The sequence below is a fragment of the Rahnella laticis genome (genome assembly GCF_015644585.1).
Lineage (GTDB): Bacteria > Pseudomonadota > Gammaproteobacteria > Enterobacterales > Enterobacteriaceae > Rahnella > Rahnella laticis.
Window position 1 is genome coordinate 12,492 of record NZ_JADOBI010000004.1, and the last position, 16,347, is coordinate 28,838.

Genomic DNA, 16,347 nt, shown 5'->3' on the forward strand with positions numbered 1-16,347 from the left:
TTCTAACTGACGCTGTCCAGTGAAGAAATCAGCTGCGACAGCGTTGGCGCGCAATCTCCGCCCGGCTGTGAAACCACGTAAGCCGCCACGCAGTTCGCCAGCATCATGCTTTGCCAGTGCGTCAGCCCCAGCGAAAGCCCGGCCAGTAAACCGGCGCAATGGCTATCGCCCGCCCCGATGCTGTCGGCCACGGTAATTTTCCGCGCCGCGATCCATCCGCAATCGTCCGCGGAACCATAATAATAACTGCCCTGCTCACCGCAGCGTAAAACCACCAGTTCGCGGGTTTTCTCGTGCAACTGACGGCAGAAACTTTCTGCGTCACCGGCAAAACCGAGTATGGCCGCTTCGCGCTGATTCAGCGTCAGGATCACACCGGGGCGGATCAGCCGTTCGACGCGCTCTTTGGGCATCACATCCAGACGCGGGCCAAAATCCACCAGCACCTGCACGGCTTCCGGTAAGGTGTCGAGCCAGTCCGTCAGCACCGTGCCCTGCTTTGCGCCCAACTGATAACCGGAAACGTACACCAGCCCGTTTTGCGGTGTTGCCTGCGCCAGCCATGCAGGCTGCCACTGATTTTCGATACCATCGACGGAGATAAACGTGCGCTCGCCGTCAGGTTCCACCAGCGCCAGACACCAGCCGTTGTCCGCGCCTTTCACCTGCAAATCAGACACAATTTCGCGCGCCGCCATCTCCTTGCGCAGACGGTCGCTCCACATCCCTTCGCCGACGGGCAAAAGATTCTGGCTGTGAATTCCCAGTTGTTTCAGCCCCAGCGCGATATTCAGTGCGCAGCCGCCGAGATGAAAACCGGTCACGTCGGCGGCAATATCACCGCCGCGCTCCGGCAACGCATCCGCGCGCGCAACCATATCCATCACCGCCGCACCGATGACGAGAACCGGCGATTGCTGGTGCCAGTCGCCCTGCGTCAGTGTCTGCAAAAGTTCACGGTGCGTCTGGCTCATCCGGCCTCCTGCGCGTTGCGGCGAAAACGCTGAAATGCGTCGCTGTAGCGGGTCATGTCCTGAGGATTCACCCGTTTCAGTTCATCCAGCCACTCTTTTTTGAATGCTTCAATGCCGTTTAGCGCACCACAAATGGCCGTCGCCATCGCGCCGATGGTATCGGTGTCACCGCCAAGATTGGCGCATAAAATGGCACACTGGTTCGGGCAGGTTCCCGCCAGTTCCACCATCGCCAGCGCCGCAGGTACAGATTCAATGGTGCTGACGCCCGCGCCAACCCGCTGATACACCGCTTCCGATGCCTGTTCCGTGCCTTCGGCTTTCGCCACCGTATCAAACGCCAGTTCGATACGTGCCGCCAGAGACGCGCTGAACGTGGTCGATTCCCGAGTTTGCGCGTATTTTGCGATGTCCGGCAGCGCCAGACGGATTTCCGCCCAGCTCGCCCCTTCAATGGCGCGCGACACCGCCCAGGCAACCACCACCGCGCCGGCAACGGCAATATCTGATTTGTGCGTCGGGCTGGAGGCCAGCCAGACCTGCTCACAGAAATGTTTCAGCGGAGCCGAAGGCAGCACGCAGCCGAGCGGGGAAACGCGCATCGCCGCACCATTGGTCACGCCATTGTTTTCCAGCGCATCAATCGCAACACCTTTCTTTTGCTCCGCCAGCGCCAGTTTGGAGCTTGGTCCGAGAATGTTTTTGTTGAAGGCGTCGAAGCTGTCTACCCAACGGATCACGTTGCGCGCGATCAGCTCCGGTACAACTTTGCCTTCCGCTTCCAGCAGCGCATCGGCCAGCGCCAGTGCCATCGAAGTGTCATCGGTAAACTGCGCCGCCGTGAAATAACAGGCCGCATTGTTTTCCGCCGGGCCATCGAGGAAACGGTCGATCCAGCCGAAATGTTTTTTGACGCGCTCACGCGGCCACAGCTCCGACGGCATGCCCAGCGCATCGCCCAGCATTTGTCCGTACAACGCGCCGAGCATGCGGCTCTCAAGTCCTGGTTGTGTCATCGATATGTCTCCCGAAATAAAATTACGGCGGGCTGCCTGCCCGCCAGAAATGAAAAATGTGTCGTTTAAGAAGAGGCGCTCAGGCTGACCGGCGTAATTGTTTTGCTGCGTTCACGGAAGAACAGCAGGAACAACAGCATCACGCCCGCCACCATAATCGCGCCGACACCCCAGACGGCAAACCAGTCGAAGGTCATGCCATTTTTTGGTGTACTCAGCGCGAAGGTGGTCATCGCCCGGCCACCGAGCCAGTTGCCGATAAAACTGCCCAGCCCCTGACAAATCAGCGTGATCAGGCCCTGCGCGGCGGTGCGCATATGCGGCGGCGCTTTTTTATCGACGTAGATATAGCCGGTGACGAAATAGAAATCGTAACTGACGCCGTGCAGCAAAATGCCGAGGAACAACATGCTGTAGGCCCACACGTCAGCCGTGCCGCCGTAGATGAAGAAGACGTAACGGATGGCGGCAGTGATGAAGCCCAGCATCAGCACTTTTTTGATGCCAAAGCGTTTAAGCAGGAACGGCAGCGCCAGCATTGCAAAGATTTCCGACACCTGCCCGAGCGTCATCCAGCCGGTTGCATTTGGCAAGCCAACCTGCGTCAGATAGCCGTTGGCGAACTGGTAATAGAACGCCAGTGGCATGCAAAACAGAAACGAACATAAAGCGAAAATGGCGAACGAACGGTCTTTCAGCAAACCCAGCGCATTCAGGCCAAACAGGGCTTTGATATCCACCGGCCCTTTGCCTTTTGCCGGTGTATCCGGCAGCCAGAAGCTGTAAATCCCCAGCGCAAATGACGCAATCGCCGTGATCCACAGCGGCTGGCTGGTATCAGAGATATTGCCCATGCCGAGCAGCGGCGGCAGCACAAAACCAATTACCAGACCGGACGCAATCCACCCCAGCGTGCCGAGCACACGAATACGCGGGAAATCCTTTTCGGTGTCATTGATATTGGCGAACGCAATGCTGTTGGTCAGTGCGACGGTCGGCATATAAGTAATCGCGTACACCACCAGCAGCGGGAAGAACGTCGAAAATTCGGTTTGCAGCGCGATGAATCCCATCAGCACGCCACCGGCCAGCAACAGCCAGCCGAGCACTTTCTGAGCGGCAAAATAGCGGTCTGCGATCACGCCCACCAGAACCGGAGAAAGGATCGCCGCAATCGCCGTGCTGCTGTAAGACCAGGCAATTTCCGACGGACTAAAACCTAATTTATTGAGGTATTGCCAGAGCGGCACAAACCAGGCGCCCCAGATAAACCACTCAATAAACATCATAACGGACAGCTTCAGATGGGTACGTTTCATTATTATATCCTTGCTGAGTAAGGGATCCGCGCGGTGCCCTGGCACCGGAAGCAACGGATGAAATCAGGCATTCGAGATACCTTTACAATACCTTAATGATACCTTTGATATTAATCAGCGATCTGCCTCACAATTTATGTTTCTCCCGGCTCAGGGCGTTTATAATTCGTTTATGTTTTGTTGAGGTTTCTCCGCCCTGTGTTGAGCCTGGGTTGATTAAAATGTTTCAGGATCATTTAGACTTAACCGCATCAAATTAGTCATCATTTTCCGCGTACTGAGAACAAGGAATCACCATGCGAATTTTAGTCATTGAAGATAACGCACTGCTACGCCACCACCTCTCGGTACAACTGCGGGAAATGGGTCATCAGGTTGATGCGGCGGAAGACGCCAAAGAGGCGGATTACTTCCTGCACGAACATGCGCCTGATATCGCGATTGTCGATCTCGGTCTGCCGGGCGAAGACGGCCTGAGCCTGATCCGCCGCTGGCGCAGTCATCAGACCAATCTGCCAATTCTGGTACTGACCGCCCGTGAAAGCTGGCAGGACAAAGTCGCGGTGCTGGAAGCCGGTGCCGACGATTACGTCACCAAACCTTTCCACCTCGAAGAAGTGCTGGCACGCATGCAGGCGCTGATGCGTCGTAACAGCGGCCTGGCCTCGCAGGTCATCACTCTTCAGCCGTTCCAGATTGATCTGTCGCGCCGCGAGCTGACCGTCAACGAGCAGCCGATCAAACTGACCGCTTTCGAATACACCATTATTGAAACCCTGATCCGCAACGCCGGTAAAGTCGTCAGCAAAGATTCCCTGATGCTTCAGCTTTACCCGGACGCCGAGCTGCGCGAAAGCCACACGGTCGACGTGCTGATGGGGCGCCTGCGTAAAAAGCTGCAAGCCGAACATCCGGTTGATGTTATTACCACCGTGCGCGGCCAGGGTTATCGTTTCGATATCCGCCCGTAATTACCTGTTTTCGCCTCAAAAGGACGCGCCATGAAAGGACGTACCAAGAACCCTTTTTCTCTTCGCGTCCGCTTTATGATGGCGACCGCTGCGGTCGTGCTCGCACTGTCACTGGCTTACGGGCTGGTGGCGGTGGTGGGTTATATGGTGAGTTTCGACAAAACTGCTTACCGCCTCCTGCGCGGTGAAAGTAACTTATTCTTCAGTCTGGCGCAGTGGCGTGACAACAAGCTGAGCATTAACGTGCCGCCTGATCTGGACCTTAATTCCCCGACGCTGGTGTTTATTTACGACGGTGAAGGCAATCTGCTGTGGGCAGAACGCCGGATCCCCGAACTCGAAGCGCATATCGATAAAGCCTGGATGAATAAACCGGGCTTTTATGAACTGGATACCGACACGCAAATCAGCAGCGAAGTGCTGGGCAATAACCCGAAAGCACAGGACAAGCTGAAAAGTTACGACGACACCGATGCCAACGCGATGACCCACTCCATCGCGGTCAACACGTATAACGCCACATCGCGTTTACCGGCGCTCAATATCGTGGTGGTCGATACCATTCCGCAGGAATTACAGCGCTCGGATCTGGTCTGGGAATGGTTCAGCTATGTGCTGCTGGCGAACCTGTTGCTGGTGGTTCCGTTGCTGTGGCTGGCGGCTTACTGGAGCCTGCGGCCAATCAAACAGCTGATTCATCAGGTCGCCGAACTGGAGACGCACGAGCGTGAATCGCTCGATGAAAATCCTCCACGCGAACTGCGCGGGCTGGTGCGAAACCTCAATATTTTGCTGCACGGCGAGCGCGGACGATATGACCGTTACCGCACCACGCTGGCAGATTTAACGCACAGCCTGAAAACGCCGCTGGCGGTGTTGCAGTCCACGCTGCGCGCGCTGCGAAATGGCAAACAGATGACCATTGAAGAAGCCGAGCCGGTCATGCTGGAACAAATCAGCCGCATCTCTCAGCAGATTGGCTATTACCTGCACCGCGCCACGCTGCGCTCGGAACAGAATTTACTGATCCGCGAAGTGCATTCCGTACCCGCAATTCTTGACGGATTATGTTCTGCCCTCAACAAAGTGTATCAGCGCAAAGGCGTGGTGATTACGGTCGATATCTCGCCGGAAATTACCTTTGTCGGCGAGAAAAATGACTTCATGGAAGTCATGGGCAACGTCATCGATAACGCCTGCAAATACTGCCTTGAGTTCGTGGAAATCAGCGCCGTTCATACCGAAAACGAACTGGTGATATTGATTGAAGACGACGGCCCCGGCATTCCGGAAAGTAAGCGTGAAGTCATCTTCCAGCGTGGTCAGCGCGCCGATACGCTGCGTCCGGGACAAGGTCTTGGCCTGTCGCTGGCGAATGACATTATCGAGCAATACGACGGTAAAATTGTTATCGGCGACAGCCCGCTCGGCGGTGCCAGCATGCACGTTCATTTCGGATTACAGCACGGCATTGAACTGGAGTAACCGTCCGCAAATCAAAATGCTGCTGCATTCGCCCGCAAATTTCGCTGCTTTCTTGCACGTAACGTTAAATTTGCGGGTAATTGCCCAATGCACCAGCAACACCTTCCGTTATAATCCTTAACAGTTCCCTCCCCTCATGGATATATTATGGATTATCAACTCGACCTCGACTGGAACGATTTCCTTCAGCGCTACTGGCAAAAACGTCCTGTCGTCTTAAAACGCGGCTTCAAGAATTTCGTCGATCCCATTTCTCCCGATGAGCTGGCGGGTCTGGCGATGGAAAACGAAGTCGACAGCCGTCTGGTCAGTAATCAGGACGGACGCTGGAATGTGAGCCACGGGCCTTTCGAAAGCTACGATCATCTGGGCGAAAACGGCTGGTCAGTGCTGGTTCAGGCGGTTGATCACTGGCACGAGCCATCTTCCCATCTGATGACGCCGTTCCGCCATATTCCTGACTGGCGGATGGACGACCTGATGATTTCCTTCTCTGTTCCGGGCGGCGGCGTTGGCCCGCATCTGGATCAGTACGACGTCTTTATCATTCAGGGTACGGGCCGTCGCCGCTGGCGCGTGGGCGAGAAAGTAGCCATGAAACAGCATTGTCCGCACCCGGACCTGCTTCAGGTTGAGCCGTTTGAAGCCATTATCGATGAAGAACTGGAACCGGGCGATATCGTATATATTCCGCCGGGTTTCCCGCACGACGGCTATTCACTGGAAAATTCCCTCAACTATTCTGTCGGATTCCGCGCGCCGAATGCGCGTGAAATGGTCAGCGGTTTCGCCGACTTCGTGCTTTCCCGTGAACTGGGCAGCCACCGTTACAGCGATCCGGATCTGGCGGAACGCGAAAATCCGGCGGAAGTTCAGCCTGCCGAACTGGATAAACTGCGCGGCATGATGCTGGACCTGATTGGCAACCCGGCGCACTTCAACAGCTGGTTTGGTGAGTTTATTTCCCAGTCGCGCCACGAACTGGATCTGGCCCCGCCGGAACCGCCGTATCAGGCCGGTGAAATCTACGAACTGCTCGACTCCGGCGAAACACTGGAACGTCTGGGCGGGCTGCGCGTATTGCGCGTCGGCGACGTTTGTTATGTCAACGGTGAAGCGATGACTACCGAACATATCGGTGCGGTGGACGCGATTGCCCGTCACAAAACCGTGACCAAAGAAATGCTGGGCGATGCGCTGGATGACCCGTCATTTCTGGCGTTGCTTTCCGCGCTGGTGAACAGCGGTTACTGGTACTTTAACGACTAACCGTCGCGACTGATTCAAATACAAAAGGGGCAATGTCATCAGACATCGCCCCTTTTTTTGCCGCCAGTTTTACCCGATTTTTGTTTGCGGAAACTTAGTGTTTCAGCGCTTCTTTCGCCGTTAACTCGGCGATACGCATGATCACGGATACCGCTTTTTCCATGCCTTCCAGCGTCACAAACTCATGTTTACCGTGGAAGTTATAGCCGCCGGTGAAAATGTTCGGGCACGGTAAGCCGCGGAAAGATAACTGCGCGCCGTCGGTGCCACCGCGGATTGGCTTCATGATCGGCTCAATATCGCAGTCTTTCATCGCCTGCTGCGCCAGCGCAATAATGTGCGGATGCTGGGCCACTTTCTCGCGCATGTTGTAATAGTGATCGTCCAGCGTCACTTCGATATAACAATCACGGTGCAGGCCTTTGCCCACGACGTGCGCAATATCGATAATTTTCTGTTTGCGGGCTTCGAACTGCGTTTTGTCGAAATCACGGATGATGTAGTGCATTTCCGCGCGTTCAACGTTGCCCTTGATGGTGGTCAGGTGATAGAAACCTTCGTAACCGTCAGTATGTTCAGGCGTTTCTTCCACCGGCAGTTCATTGTGGAAACGCGTCGCCAGCGACAGCGCATTGACCATCACGCCTTTCGCGCTGCCAGGGTGAACGTTATTGCCGACAATCTTAATGGTCGCCGAAGCGGCATTAAAGTTCTCAAACTCCAGCTCACCCACGCCCCCGCCGTCCACGGTATACGCCCATTCCGCGCCAAAGGCCGGAATATCAAAACTCTGCGCGCCCTTGCCGATTTCTTCATCCGGCGTAAAGGCAATACGCACCGGACCGTGCGCGATATTGCTGTTTTTCAGCCGCACCATCGCGGTAATAATTTCGGCAATGCCAGACTTATCGTCAGACCCCAGCAGCGTTTTGCCATCGGTGGTAATGATCGTATGGCCAAGCAACTGATGCAGAACCGGGAACATCACCGGAGATAAAATTTCATCGCCATTTCCCAGCGCAATATCGCCACCACGGTAATTTTCCACAATCTGCGGATTAACGTGTTTCGCGGTGAAATCGGGGGCGGTATCCAGATGAGAGATGAAGCCAATGACCGGCACTTTCCAGGCCACATTGCCCGGTAATGTCGCCATCACACAGCCTTTATCGCTGAGCGTAACTTGTGAAAATCCCAGTTCAGTCAGTTCATTACGCAGTGCCTGCGCCAGCTTCAGCTGACCGTCGGTGCTCGGCGTATGTTTAACATTGGGCTTAGATTGGGTATCGAAAGAAACATAATTCAGAAAACGATCAAGCAACTTATCCATATAGGTATCCTCTGGCGGCTGGGTTTTATTATGCGCAGCATGAAAACCGTGAATATTGCGTCAGGTCATTTTTCACCAAGTTTAACGGGATAACTCTTCGGGGCGGGCGCAATTTTAGCGATAAAGATGAATAACGCTTAAGTTACCAGCGTTGCAACTGGCGATGAACTCCCGATGAATATGGGAAACAGGCATCGCCAGTTCGGCTGCAACGTCAGGTCTGGCGGGTTTATTGCCAAGCTTCATCTTTTTTGGTCAGGAATTTATGCACAAATTCGGGCACCACTTCACTTGCCAGCCCGTAATGCTTCATGTCGAATTCGCTTTCAACCTGGCTCGGTTCCAGATTCAGCTCAACGGCACAGGCACCGCCAATCCGTGCTTCATGTACAAATCCGGCAGCCGGATAAACATGCCCGGACGTACCGATAGCCACAAAGAAATCAGCTTTTGCCAGCGCATCATAAATTTCGTCCATACCCAGCGGCATTTCGCCAAACCAGACAATGTGCGGACGCAGCGGCGCAGGAAACTGGCAGCAATGGCACCGGTCATCGACGGTTAAATCGCCCGGCCAGTCCAGAATCTGCCCTGACTGCGTGCAGCGCACTTTGAGCAATTCGCCGTGCATGTGGATCACGCGGGAGCTGCCTGCGCGTTCATGCAGGTTGTCGATATTCTGTGTCACCAGCAGAAAGTTATCGCCGAGCGCTTCTTCCAGCGTCGCCAGCGCATAGTGCGCGGCGTTCGGTTTGAGATCTTCCGACTGCAACTGGCGGCGGCGTTCATTATAAAAACGCTGCACCAGCTCCGGATCACGGCGGTACCCTTCCGGCGTCGCCACGTCTTCCACGCGGTGTTCTTCCCACAAACCATCGGCGGCGCGGAAAGTGCGGATCCCCGATTCTGCGGAAATCCCGGCACCGGTCAGCACCACCACGAACGGCTTTTTCAGCGAAGCCGCCGCCATTGAGTCACGGTGGAAAATATTCGACCGGAAACGCTGATGCCGGATACGTTTGTTTTTGCGAAACCGACACAGACGATGACGTGTGCGCATGAAGTGCTCCTTACTCTCTGTGTCTGAAAGATTGTGTTGCGTAGACCATGGTTACTGGCCGCCGCTGAGTACGCGGGCGGGATCAATACGGCTGGCGCGGCGTGCCGGATACCAGCTCGCCAGCAAACTCAGCACCAGCGCGGTTAACAGCACGCCTCCGACGTCCAGCCAGTGAACTTCAGAAGGCAGGAAGTCGATGAAATAAATATCCCCGGACAGGAACTGATGGCCGGTAAGTTTCTGCAAACCGTTGACGATATTGGTGAGCTGGAATGACGCAATCACACCAATCACCACGCCCGCGACGCTGCCGACCAGCCCCGCCAGTAAACCGTACCAGATGAAGACAGCGCGGATAAGTCCATCTTTCGCGCCCAGTGTGCGCAAAATCGCAATATCACTGCTTTTATCTTTTACCGCCATCACCAGAGTCGACACGATGTTGAAACAGGCCACGCCGATCACCAGCACCATCGCCATGTACATAATGGCGCGGACCATCTGAATATCGCGGTACATGTAGCCGTACGTGCCAATCCAGCTACTGATGTAGACGTAAGCATGCGTGACTTCACCGGCGTCGTGCACCAGTTTTTGCGCGGCAAAGACATCATTCACTTTGATATCAATGCCCGTGACGCTGGTGCCCATATCCTGATATTGCTGCGCATCGGCCAGCGGCACCATGCCGAGGCTGTGATCAAGCTGGCCGCTGAGTTGTAAAATCCCGGCGACCTGCAAACGGATGCGTTTTGGCTGCAACAGTTTCATTTCAGGGTCACTGTTAGGGATCATCACGGTCACCCAGTCACCCTGTTTTACTCCTACCGCATCCGCCACGCCTTTGCCGAGGATCAGCTGTTGCTGCCCGGCTTTAAAGTTTTGCCAGGCGTTATTCTGCACAAATTTCGGCGCAGCGCTGACACGCGGTTCGCTCTGCGGATCCACGCCTTTCAGCTGGATTGCACGCAGTTTTGCTCCGTGTTCAATCAGTCCGTTGAACTGAATGTACGGCGCAGCGGCCACAATACCCGGCACTTTTTCAACACGGTCGAGCACGCCCTGCCAGTCATTAAACGGCTGATTCACCGGACGGATTTCACCGTGCGGCACGACGGCCAGCACACGCTCTTTCAGCTCGCGCTCAAAGCCGTTCATCGCACTCAGCCCGACGATCAGCACCGCCACGCCCAGCGCGATACCCAACGTTGAAATCACTGAAATCAGTGAAACCATGCCGCTGCGACGACGGCCACGACTGAACCGCAGGCCAATCGTTAAAGAAAATGGAATGCCTGACATTACTTCGCTCCCAGCAACATCGAATCCTGCTGCAGCTTGCCGTCACGCATTTCCAGCTGACGTGTCAGACGGTTCGCCAGATGCAAATCATGCGTCACCACCAGAAATGCCGTGCCCTGACGCACATTCAGCTCGCCCAGCAGTTCAAAAATACTGTCGGCGTTGCGCTGATCCAGGTTACCGGTCGGTTCATCCGCCAGCACCAGAGAAGGATTATTGACCAGCGCACGGGCAATCGCCACACGCTGACGTTCGCCGCCGGAAAGCTCAGAAGGACGGTGATTGCTGCGATGTTGTAAACCCACTGCTTCCAGCATCGCCATTGCGCGCTCCTGCACTTCAGCAGATTTCTTTTTGCCGATCAGCAGCGGCATCGCCACGTTTTCCAGCGCGGTGAAGTCCGGCAGCAAATGGTGGAACTGATAAATGAAGCCCAGTTCGCGGTTACGCAGTTCTGATTTCACCGAAGAAGACATCGCGTTCAGCGACTTGCCTTTAAAAATCACCTCGCCAGACGTCGGAGAATCCAGCCCCCCCAGCAAATGCAGCAGTGTACTTTTACCGGAACCGGACGTGCCGACAATCGCCATCATCTCACCCGGCTGCATCGCGAAACTCACGTCGCGCAATACATCGGTATGCATTTTGCCTTCCTGATAAGTCTTACAGAGGTTGTCACACTGCAATAATAAAGAATTACTCATAACGTAAAGCCTCTGCGGGGTGGGTGGCAGCAGCGCGCCAGGAAGGGTAAAGCGTTGACAATAAAGCGATAGCCATCGCAACAATCGCGATGACCACTACCTGTACCGGTTCAATGTCGACCGGCAGCGAACCGCCATCCAGCATCAGACCGAGGGCCGGCATAATCGAGTTGAGCTGCGTGGCGAGCAGCACGCCGAGCAAGGCACCGAGCAGTGCGCCAATGACACCGGCACTCGCGCCCTGCACCATAAACAGCGCCATAATCTGGCGGCGGCTCAGGCCCTGCGTTTGTAAAATCGCCACTTCGGCCTGTTTCTCCATCACCAGTAAACCCAGCGATGTAATAATGTTAAACGCGGCAACGGCAACGATCAGGCTGAGCAGCAAGCCCATCATATTTTTTTCCATGCGCACGGCCTGGAACAGCTCGCCGCGGCGCTCGCGCCAGTCTTTCCAGCTGGCACCGTCCGGCAGTTTTTGCTGGCTCAGGGTATCGACGTCCAGCGGTTTATCGAGGAATAAACGCCAGCCTGTGACGTTACCTTTCGGGTATAACATCAGGCGCGACGCGTCCTGAATGTTCACCAGCATCTGGTAACCATCGACTTCACTGTTGGCGGAGAAAGTTCCGATTACGGTAAACAGGCGCTGGCTAGGCACCCGCCCGACCGGCGTGAACTGGCTGACGCTGGTCACCATCAGACGCAGCTGATCGCCACGACGGACTTTAAGCTGTTGCGCCAGCTGGTCGCCGAGAATGATGTTGTATTTGCCCGGTTGCAGTTCCTGCTGGGCGACGCCAATCAGGTATTTCGCCAGCGGATCTTTCTGGTCAGGATCGACGCCGAGCATGACGCCCACCGCCACGCTGCCGGGGCTTTGCAGCACCACGTCACCGGTGGTCAGCGGCACGGCGCGGTTCACGCTTTTCAGCGCGGAAACCTGATCGTGGGTGATTTTCTGCGGGTCGATTGAACCGTTCGGTGCCGTGATCAGCGCCTGAGGCATCAGACCCAGAATGTTACCTTCCAGATCCTTCTCAAAACCGTTCATCACAGACAAGACGGTTACCAGCGCCATCACCCCGAGAGTGATGCCGATGGTGGATAACCAGGAGACAAACCGCCCAAAGCGGTCCGAAGCACGCCCGCGCATGTAGCGCAGGCCTATAAATAACGCGACAGGTTGATACATGACTTCCGTTTTAAGTGCTTGGCCGCAAATAAGTGCATGGCGCAGACTAAAGTGATCAAGGATAATAAAGGCTAGCACCGCTTTATGGAACCACTAACCCAAAGTAATCGGTTTAAGTTTGTGACGCCGTTGACCATTTTATACAGACAACGGGTTGACCCCGATTACCCCTGCAAAGCAAGATACGGTCTGCTAATTGGCCTCCGACAGCCGCCAAAAACGAGAACGCAAAACAGCCTATGTCTCAAGATTATCGTTATTCGCTGCCTGAACGCCCGGGCGATACCCGCCAGTTAGGGCAGCTTACCGGCTCCGCCTGCGCGCTTGAATGCGCCCAAATCAGTGAACGCCACGCGGGTCCTATCCTGCTGATTGCGCCGGATATGCAAAATGCCCTGCGCCTGCGCGATGAAATTCAACAATTTACCGATCATAAAGTCCTGAGTATTTCGGACTGGGAAACGCTGCCTTACGACAGTTTTTCACCGCATCAGGAAATCATTTCGTCGCGCCTTTCCAGTTTGTATCAGCTTCCGACGATGGAGCGCGGCATTATCATTCTGCCGGTGAATACGCTGATGCAGCGCGTTTGTCCGCATGAGTTCCTGCACGGCCATGCGCTGGTGATGAAAAAAGGCCAGCAGCTTTCGCGTGACAAACTGCGGTCACAGCTGGAACAGGCGGGTTACCGCAGCGTTGATCAGGTGATGGAACACGGTGAGTTTGCCACCCGTGGCGCCCTGCTCGACTTATACCCGATGGGCAGCGAGGAGCCGTACCGCATCGATTTCTTCGACGATGAAATCGACAGCCTGCGCATTTTCGACGTGGATACCCAGCGTACGCTGACCGAAGTCGACCACATTAACCTGCTGCCTGCGCACGAATTCCCGACCGACAAAAACGCCATCGAACTGTTCCGCAGCCAGTGGCGTGAGAAGTTCGAGGTACGCCGCGACGCTGAGCACGTTTACCAGCAGGTCAGCAAAGGCACCTTCCCCGCCGGTATCGAATACTGGCAGCCGTTGTTCTTCAGCCAGCCGCTGACCACGCTGTTCAGCTATTTGCCGGAAAACACGCTGGTGCTCAATACCGGCGATCTGGAAGCCGCCGCCGAACGTTTCTGGCAGGACGCCTGCCAGCGTTATGAAAGCCGTCGCGTGGATCCGATGCGTCCGCTGCTCGAACCGGAAAATCTCTGGCTGCGCGTCGATGCGCTGCACGCCGAACTGAAAGCCTGGCCTCGCGTTCAGCTGCGTACGGATTCACTGCCGAAGAAAGCCGCCAACACCAATCTGAGCTACGAGAAACTGCCGGATTTATCCGTTCAGCCGCAAAACAAAGCGCCGATGGATAACCTGCGCCGGTTCAATGAATCTTTCGCGGGCAGCCTGGTGTTCTCGGTGGAAAGTGAAGGCCGCCGCGAAACGCTGCAAGATTTGCTGGCGCGCATCAAACTGATGCCCGCGCTGATTACCCGCATTGAAGAAGCCGAAACGGCCGGTCGCTACATCATGATCGGTGCGTGTGAACGCGGTTTTCTTGATTCAGATAAACAGCTGGCGCTGATTTGTGAAAGTGATTTGCTCGGTGAGCGTGTGGCACGTCGTCGTCAGGACACCCGCCGCTCGATTAACACCGATACGCTGATCCGCAACCTTGCAGAACTGCGCCCCGGTCAGCCGGTGGTCCACGTTGAGCACGGCGTAGGCCGTTATCTTGGCCTGACCACGCTGGAAACCGGCGGGATTACCGCTGAATACCTGATTCTGACTTATGCCGGTGAAGACAAACTTTACGTGCCGGTGTCATCCCTGCATCTGATCAGCCGTTATGCCGGAGGCGCGGATGAAAGTGCGCCGCTGCATAAACTGGGCGGTGAAGCCTGGTCGAAAGCCCGTCAGAAAGCCGCCGAGAAAGTGCGCGACGTGGCCGCCGAGCTGCTGGATATCTACGCCCAGCGCGAAGCGAAAGCCGGTTTTGCGTTTAAGCATGATAAAGAGCAGTACCAGTTGTTCTGCCAGGCATTCCCGTTTGAAACCACGCCGGATCAGGCGCAGGCCATCAACGCCGTTCTCACAGACATGACGCAGCCTCTCGCAATGGATCGTCTGGTGTGCGGCGACGTGGGCTTTGGTAAAACCGAAGTGGCGATGCGCGCGGCGTTTCTCGCGGTCTCCAACAACAAACAGGTCGCGGTTCTGGTGCCGACCACGCTGCTGGCGCAACAGCATTTCGATAACTTCCGCGACCGTTTTGCCAGCTGGCCGGTGCGCATTGAAATGATGTCCCGTTTCCGCAGCGCCAAAGAGCAAAACGCGGTGCTGGAAGATGCGGTCGAAGGCAAGGTCGATATCATCATCGGGACGCATAAATTGCTGCAAAGTGATTTGCGCTGGAAAGACCTCGGCCTGCTGATTGTCGATGAAGAACACCGCTTCGGCGTGCGTCATAAAGAGCGCATCAAAGCGATGCGTGCGGACGTCGATATTCTCACCCTTACCGCCACACCAATTCCGCGCACGCTGAATATGGCGATGAGCGGCATGCGCGATTTGTCGATTATTGCCACGCCACCGGCGCGCCGTATGGCGGTCAAAACGTTCGTGCGTGAGTACGACAGCCTGGTGGTTCGCGAGGCCATTCTGCGTGAAATCCTGCGCGGCGGGCAGGTTTACTACTTATTCAACGATGTCGAAAATATCGAGAAAGCCACGCAGCGTCTGGCGGAACTGGTGCCCGAGGCGCGTATTGCCATCGGCCACGGCCAGATGCGCGAACGCGACCTCGAACGCGTGATGAATGATTTCCACCATCAGCGTTTTAACGTACTAGTGTGTACCACCATCATTGAAACCGGGATCGATATTCCGACGGCGAACACCATCATTATTGAGCGCGCGGATCACTTCGGGCTGGCGCAGTTGCACCAGCTGCGTGGCCGCGTCGGGCGTTCGCATCATCAGGCGTATGCTTATCTGCTGACGCCGCCGCCGAAAGCGATGTCAACGGATGCGCACAAACGTCTGGAAGCCATCGCGTCGCTCGAAGACCTGGGTGCCGGTTTTGCGCTGGCAACGCACGACCTTGAAATCCGCGGGGCCGGTGAACTGCTCGGCGAAGGCCAGAGCGGCCAGATGACCAGCATCGGTTTCTCGCTCTATATGGAACTGCTGGAAAACGCCGTCGAAGCGCTGAAAGAAGGCCGCGAGCCGTCGCTGGAAGATCTCACCACCAGCCAGACCGAAGTTGAAATGCGCATGCCTGCGCTGTTGCCGGAAGATTTCATTCCTGACGTCAACACGCGTCTGTCGCTGTACAAGCGTATCGCCAGTGCCAAAACCGAAGGCGAGCTGGATGAGCTGCGTGTCGAGCTGATTGACCGGTTCGGCACGCTGCCGGACGGTGCGCGTAATCTGTTGCAGATTGCCGTACTGCGCCTGAAAGCAAAAACGCTGGGCATCAAACGTATTGAAGGCAACGAACGTGGTGGATTCATTGAATTTGGCGATAAAAACCGTGTAGATCCTGGCTTCCTGATTGGCCTGCTGCAAAAACAGCCGCAGGTTTACCGCCTTGATGGCCCGACCAAACTGAAGTTTATGCTCGATCTCACCGACCGGCCAAAACGCCTGAAGTTTGTCGGCGACATGCTCGGGGAGTTCGCAGAGCATCTGATCTGACGGCTATCGTCATAAAATAAAAAGCCCGGTGAATGAAAC

The 16,347-nt window shown here is 55.6% G+C and carries 12 protein-coding genes; 4 read left to right on the top strand and 8 right to left on the bottom strand.

Features of this window, described 5'->3' with window-relative positions:
* Window positions 1-2 precede the first annotated feature (2 nt).
* The 3 genes from IV433_RS09445 to IV433_RS09455 all read right to left on the bottom strand — a co-directional run bounded on the left by IV433_RS09445 (window position 3) and on the right by IV433_RS09455 (window position 3,309).
* Window positions 3-974 (bottom strand): PfkB family carbohydrate kinase, encoded by a 972-nt coding sequence (locus IV433_RS09445; protein WP_195814003.1) that lies wholly within the window; start codon window positions 972-974, stop codon window positions 3-5.
* Window positions 971-1,990, bottom strand: coding sequence for an ADP-ribosylglycohydrolase family protein (locus tag IV433_RS09450; RefSeq protein WP_195814004.1), 1,020 nt, complete (start codon window positions 1,988-1,990; stop codon window positions 971-973). The genes IV433_RS09445 and IV433_RS09450 overlap by 4 nt, the downstream gene beginning before the upstream one ends.
* A 65-nt stretch (window positions 1,991-2,055) precedes the next feature.
* Window positions 2,056-3,309 (bottom strand): nucleoside permease, encoded by a 1,254-nt coding sequence (locus tag IV433_RS09455; RefSeq protein WP_195814005.1) that lies wholly within the window; start codon window positions 3,307-3,309, stop codon window positions 2,056-2,058.
* A gap of 296 nt (window positions 3,310-3,605) precedes the next feature.
* On the opposite strand from IV433_RS09455, the gene phoP reads away from it, so the two are divergent.
* From phoP to IV433_RS09470, 3 genes are all read left to right on the top strand, one after another.
* Window positions 3,606-4,280, top strand: a complete 675-nt coding sequence (gene phoP, locus IV433_RS09460) for a two-component system response regulator PhoP (RefSeq protein WP_095921366.1) — start codon at window positions 3,606-3,608, stop codon at window positions 4,278-4,280.
* Window positions 4,281-4,310: 30 nt separating this feature from the next.
* A complete protein-coding gene (gene phoQ, locus IV433_RS09465; protein ID WP_195814006.1) occupies window positions 4,311-5,765 on the top strand; it encodes a two-component system sensor histidine kinase PhoQ in 1,455 nt (484 codons plus the stop codon).
* A 147-nt stretch (window positions 5,766-5,912) separates the two neighbouring features.
* On the top strand, window positions 5,913-7,034 hold the full coding sequence (locus IV433_RS09470) for a ribosomal protein uL16 3-hydroxylase (RefSeq protein WP_195814007.1): 1,122 nt from the start codon (window positions 5,913-5,915) through the stop codon (window positions 7,032-7,034).
* A gap of 94 nt (window positions 7,035-7,128) precedes the next feature.
* Here the strand turns inward: IV433_RS09470 and pepT are convergent, their stop codons facing one another.
* From pepT to lolC, 5 genes are all read right to left on the bottom strand, one after another.
* Window positions 7,129-8,364, bottom strand: coding sequence for a peptidase T (gene pepT, locus IV433_RS09475; RefSeq protein WP_152325624.1), 1,236 nt, complete (start codon window positions 8,362-8,364; stop codon window positions 7,129-7,131).
* A 229-nt stretch (window positions 8,365-8,593) separates the two neighbouring features.
* Complete coding sequence (cobB, locus tag IV433_RS09480; RefSeq protein WP_195814008.1) at window positions 8,594-9,424, bottom strand: Sir2 family NAD+-dependent deacetylase; 831 nt, start codon at window positions 9,422-9,424, stop codon at window positions 8,594-8,596.
* A gap of 51 nt (window positions 9,425-9,475) precedes the next feature.
* The gene (gene lolE / locus IV433_RS09485; protein ID WP_195814009.1) at window positions 9,476-10,726 is read right to left on the bottom strand and encodes a lipoprotein-releasing ABC transporter permease subunit LolE; all 1,251 of its coding nucleotides are present in this window, start codon (window positions 10,724-10,726) and stop codon (window positions 9,476-9,478) included.
* A complete protein-coding gene (lolD, locus tag IV433_RS09490) occupies window positions 10,726-11,430 on the bottom strand; it encodes a lipoprotein-releasing ABC transporter ATP-binding protein LolD (RefSeq protein WP_195814010.1) in 705 nt (234 codons plus the stop codon). The genes lolE and lolD overlap by 1 nt, the downstream gene beginning before the upstream one ends.
* Complete coding sequence (gene lolC / locus IV433_RS09495; protein ID WP_195814011.1) at window positions 11,423-12,625, bottom strand: lipoprotein-releasing ABC transporter permease subunit LolC; 1,203 nt, start codon at window positions 12,623-12,625, stop codon at window positions 11,423-11,425. Before lolC ends, lolD begins: the two co-directional genes overlap by 8 nt.
* Before the next feature lie 239 nt (window positions 12,626-12,864).
* Between lolC and mfd the strand changes: the two genes are divergently transcribed.
* Window positions 12,865-16,308: a transcription-repair coupling factor gene (mfd, locus tag IV433_RS09500; protein WP_195814012.1), complete on the top strand. Its 3,444-nt coding sequence runs from the start codon at window positions 12,865-12,867 to the stop codon at window positions 16,306-16,308.
* Window positions 16,309-16,347: the final 39 nt, after the last annotated feature.

Excerpts from the sequence above, each read along its gene's own strand:
- IV433_RS09450 (WP_195814004.1), bottom strand. The coding sequence starts at position 1,990 with ATGACACAACCAGGACTTGAGAGCCGCATGCTCGGCGCGTTGTACGGA.
- lolE (WP_195814009.1), bottom strand. The coding sequence starts at position 10,726 with ATGTCAGGCATTCCATTTTCTTTAACGATTGGCCTGCGGTTCAGTCGT.
- cobB (WP_195814008.1), bottom strand. The coding sequence starts at position 9,424 with ATGCGCACACGTCATCGTCTGTGTCGGTTTCGCAAAAACAAACGTATC.
- phoP (WP_095921366.1), top strand. The coding sequence starts at position 3,606 with ATGCGAATTTTAGTCATTGAAGATAACGCACTGCTACGCCACCACCTC.
- lolD (WP_195814010.1), bottom strand. The coding sequence starts at position 11,430 with ATGAGTAATTCTTTATTATTGCAGTGTGACAACCTCTGTAAGACTTAT.
- mfd (WP_195814012.1), top strand. The coding sequence starts at position 12,865 with ATGTCTCAAGATTATCGTTATTCGCTGCCTGAACGCCCGGGCGATACC.
- pepT (WP_152325624.1), bottom strand. The coding sequence starts at position 8,364 with ATGGATAAGTTGCTTGATCGTTTTCTGAATTATGTTTCTTTCGATACC.
- phoQ (WP_195814006.1), top strand. The coding sequence starts at position 4,311 with ATGAAAGGACGTACCAAGAACCCTTTTTCTCTTCGCGTCCGCTTTATG.
- IV433_RS09470 (WP_195814007.1), top strand. The coding sequence starts at position 5,913 with ATGGATTATCAACTCGACCTCGACTGGAACGATTTCCTTCAGCGCTAC.
- lolC (WP_195814011.1), bottom strand. The coding sequence starts at position 12,625 with ATGTATCAACCTGTCGCGTTATTTATAGGCCTGCGCTACATGCGCGGG.
- IV433_RS09455 (WP_195814005.1), bottom strand. The coding sequence starts at position 3,309 with ATGAAACGTACCCATCTGAAGCTGTCCGTTATGATGTTTATTGAGTGG.
- IV433_RS09445 (WP_195814003.1), bottom strand. The coding sequence starts at position 974 with ATGAGCCAGACGCACCGTGAACTTTTGCAGACACTGACGCAGGGCGAC.